Source organism: Pseudonocardia sp. KRD291 (genome assembly GCF_019263595.1).
Lineage (GTDB): Bacteria > Actinomycetota > Actinomycetes > Mycobacteriales > Pseudonocardiaceae > Pseudonocardia.
In genome coordinates this window covers 1-4,115 of the sequence record NZ_JADQDD010000413.1, presented here as the reverse complement: position 1 = coordinate 4,115, position 4,115 = coordinate 1, and the positions used below count along the sequence as shown (strand labels likewise).

The 4,115-nt window shown below is 77.0% G+C and carries 3 protein-coding genes; 2 read left to right on the top strand and 1 reads right to left on the bottom strand.

The window, feature by feature from the left end:
- Nucleotides 1–3: 3 nt before the first annotated feature.
- Nucleotides 4–2,661 carry a DEAD/DEAH box helicase gene (locus I4I78_RS30930; protein ID WP_374225951.1) on the top strand — a complete coding sequence of 886 codons (2,658 nt, stop codon included), beginning with the start codon at nucleotides 4–6 and terminating at the stop codon, nucleotides 2,659–2,661.
- Entirely contained in the window at nucleotides 2,658–3,335 is a 678-nt protein-coding gene (locus tag I4I78_RS30925) for an SWIM zinc finger family protein (protein WP_218615050.1), read from the top strand. The genes I4I78_RS30930 and I4I78_RS30925 overlap by 4 nt, the downstream gene beginning before the upstream one ends.
- Nucleotides 3,336–3,373: 38 nt before the next feature.
- Here the strand turns inward: I4I78_RS30925 and I4I78_RS30920 are convergent.
- Nucleotides 3,374–4,115: SAM-dependent methyltransferase (locus tag I4I78_RS30920; protein WP_218615049.1), on the bottom strand; the 742-nt coding region annotated here is incomplete at its 5' end.

Genomic DNA, 4,115 nt, shown 5'->3' with positions numbered 1-4,115 from the left:
GCGCTGCCGTCACTGCACGCCCGCGACGACGTGTGGGGCGCGGCCACCGCGCTCGCCCTGGACGTCGTGGCCCGCGGCGCCATCACCGCCGGGGTCTCCCCCGCCGGACACGACGCCTGGGCCGCCGACCTGGACCCGACCGACACCGAGCGGCTGCATCGCCTGGCCGGACCGGACACCCCCGGGCCGGAGTTCCCCGGACCGGAGTTCCCCGGGCCGGAGCACCTGCGCGCCTTCTGCGACGCCGTCGCCGACACCCTGCCCCGCTCCGACGACGACCACGGCGCCTACGCCGGGCACGATCCCGTCCGTATCGGACCGACCGGCCCCGGATCCGCGGGCCCTGGAACGACGGGGACCGACGCGGTCCGCCTGTCGTTGCGTGTCGAGCCGGCGTCGATCTCGGTCGACGCCACCCCCGCCGACGACCCGGTCGCCGCGCCCGCCGCCGTCGACGGGGCCCCGCCGGTGATGCGCGCCGTGGTGCAGGTGCACTCGTCGGGCCGGGTCACCGACGCCGCCGCGCTCTGGGACGGCCCGGTGCCCGGGTTCACCCCGCGCCATCGGGTCGCGACCGCGCTGGCGCTGCGCCGCGCCGCCCAGCTGTGGGGCCCGCTGGAGCGGCTGCTGCGCGACGCCGTGCCGGACGCGGTCGAGCTCGACGACGCCGACCTCGCCGACCTGCTCGTCTCCGGCGCCGCGGCGCTGGCGTCCGCGGGTGTCGCCGTGCACTGGCCGCGGGGCCTGCGCGAGGCGCTGCGCCCGCGGATCGTCGCCGGCGGCCGGGACGACGACAGGACGCCGGCCGGTCTGCTCGACGGCGGCGGGTCGGTCGCGCTGGACTGGCAGCTGGCCCTGCGCGGTGACCCGCTGACCGTCGAGGAGTACGAGACGCTCGCGTCCGCGGCGTCGCCGCTGGTCCGGCTGCGCGACGAGTGGGTGCTCGTCGACCCGGCGCTGGCCCGGCGGGCGGCGCGGACCGGCCCGGAGGAGGTGTCACCGGTCCGCGCGGTGGCGGCGGCGCTGGCCGGCGAGCTCGTCGTCGACGGGGTCGCGGTCCCGGTGACGGCGCAGGGCGGGCTCGCCCGGCTGCGCGACGTCCTGGCCTCGGCCCCGGAGCCGTTGCCCGAGCCGCCCGGGCTGGCCGCCGGGCTGCGCGCCTACCAGCGCCAGGGGCTGGGCTGGCTGGCCCGGCAGTGCGGCCACGGGGACGGCGACGTCGGCCTCGGAGGGTGCCTGGCCGACGACATGGGGCTGGGCAAGACGATCACAGTGATCGCACTGCACCTGCACCGGCGCACGACGATCCCCGGCGAGACCCTGGTGGTGTGCCCGGCGTCGGTGCTGCCGAACTGGGAGCGCGAGATCCACCGCTTCGCACCGGGCGTCCCGGTCAGCCGTTTCCACGGCAGTGGGCGCTCGGCCGACGTCGCCGAGGGCGGCATCCTGCTCACCACCTACGGCACCCTGCGGGCGGACCCGGCGCCGCTGGCCGGGCGGCGGTGGGACCTGGTCGTCGCCGACGAGGCCCAGTACGTGAAGAACGCCCGCTCGGGCACCGCCCGCGCGCTGCGCACCGTCCCGGCGACGGCACGGGTCGCGCTGAGCGGGACACCGGTGCAGAACCGGCTGGCCGACCTGTGGGCGATCCTGGACTGGACGACGCCCGGGCTGCTCGGCGGCCGGGCCGAGTTCGCCCGCCGCTGGGCGGACCCGATCGAGTCCGGTACCGATCCCGGGGGGTCGGGCGCCGCGACCGACCGGCTCACCCGCCTGGTCGGCCCGTTCCTGCTGCGCCGGCGCAAGACCGACCCCGGCGTCGCGCCCGACCTGCCCGCCCGCACCGTCACCGACCGCCCGGTCGGGCTGACCCGCGAGCAGGCCGGGCTCTACACCGCCGCCGTCGACGCGGCGACCGGCGAGCTCGCCGGACGGGCCGGGGTCGGGCGCCACGGCGCGATCGGCGCGCTGCTCACCGCGCTCAAGCAGATCTGCAACCACCCCGCCCACTACCTCGGCGAGACCGGGCCCGACGTCGTCCTGGACGGGCGTTCCGGGAAGCTCGACGCCCTGGACGCGCTCCTGGACCGGATCCTCGACGCCGGCGAGCGCACGCTGGTGTTCACCCAGTACGTGACGATGGCCCGCCTGCTGGAACGCCACCTGCGCCGGCGCGGGGTGGACGCGGCGATCCTGCACGGCGGGTTGACCCTGCCGGCCCGCACCGCGCTCGTCGACCGGTTCCAGGCCGGCGACCTGCCGGTCCTGCTGCTGTCGCTGACCGCGGCCGGCACCGGGCTGAACCTGACCCGCGCCGACCACGTCGTGCACTACGACCGCTGGTGGAACCCGGCCGTGGAGGACCAGGCCACCGACCGCGCACACCGGATCGGACGCGAACGGCCGGTGCACGTGCACCGTCTCGTCGCCGAGGGAACGCTGGAGGACCGCATCGCCGCCCTGCTGGAGCGCAAACGCGCCCTGTCCGACTCGGTGCTCGCCCGCGGGGAGGACGCCCTGACCGGGCTGTCCGACGCCCAGCTCGCCGAGCTCGTCGCCCTGACCGCGGACCCCGCCGAGACCGAGGACCCCGGGGTCTCCGAAGCCCCAGAGCTCTCCGGAAGGTCCGGTGCCGTCGTGACGGCCGGGGCGGCCCGATGAGCGCGGCGTGGGGTTTCCCCGCGTTCCCGGCCCGGCGCGGCACCGCCGCCCGGGGGCGGTCCTGGTGGGCGCGGGCCTGGGTCGCCGCGGTCGAGGACACCTCGCTCGACCACTCGGCGCTGCGCCGGTCGCGACGGGTCGCCGGGTCGGGCCGGGTCGGGCCGATCACGGTCTCACCGGGCCGTCTGGCGGCCGCCGTCGACGACCCGGACGCGCCGGACGGGCTGCACGCCTCGGTCGCGCTCACCGTCCTGACCGACGACGAGTGGTCGCGCCTGCTCGACCAGGTCGCCGCCGAGTCCGGGCACCTCGCCGCGCTGCTCTCCGGAGAGGTCCCGCGGGCCCTGGTCCAGGCCGCCGACGCCGCCGGGGTGGGCCTGCTGCCCGGCATCGGGGACCTCGACCCGGAATGCGACTGCCCGGACTGGGGCAACCCGTGCGTGCACGCCGGCGCGCTCTGCTACCAGGCCGCATGGCTGCTGGACGAGGACCCGTTCGTCCTGTTGCTGCTGCGCGGGCGGGACCGCGAGGAGATCGTCGCCGCCCTCACCGCAGGCCCTTCACCGGAGGACACGGGACCCGGCGACGCGGGACCCGACGACGCCCGCCTGGCGGCACTCGTCGAACGGGCCGCCGACCGGGCGCGCGCCCTCCTCGCCGGGCCCCGAGCCTGATTCCCGGGCCTGATCCCCGGGCCCGAACCGGGGCCTGATCACGTCCGGAGCGTGCCGACCATCGCGTAGACCCCGGTCCGGTGGTAGGTCGCCCCCGGCTCCGGGCGCCACAGGTCGAGGTCGACCATGCCCGGCTCGAGCAGGTCGAACCCGTCGACGACGGCGGTCAGCTCGGCCCGGCTCCGGGCGTACGCCGGCTGTGCGCTGTCCTGGGTGAGCTGCTCCAGGCGGCGCGCCGACGAGGCCGCCTCCGGGTCGGTGAAGTCGGTGCTGCCGTGCGAGCAGACCAGCATGCTGCCCGGGGCCAGCGCACCGCGGTAGCGGGCGACGATGCCGGGCAGGTCGTCGGCGGCGGGCACGAAGTGCAGCACCGACACCATCAGCAGCGCGATCGGCTCGGCGAAGTCCAGCACCCCGGTGACGCCGGGTGCGGCGAGCACGTGGTCGGGCCGCCGCAGGTCGGCCGCGGTGACCGAGACCCCGTCGGTGCCCTCGAGCACGGCGCGGCTGTGCGTGACGGCCACCGGTTCGATGTCGACGTAGGCGACCCGCGTCGACGGGTCGTGAGCCCGCGCGATCTCGTGCACGTTCCCGGCCGCCGGGATCCCCGACCCCAGGTCCAGGAACTGCCGCACCCCGGCCTGCAGGCAGGTCGTCACCGCCCGGTGCAGGAACGCGCGGTTCGACACGGCGACCTGCCAGGCCTGCGGGTACACCGACAGCACGCGTTCGGCGAACTCCCGGTCGGCCGCGAAGTTGTGCGACCCGCCGAGCATGAAG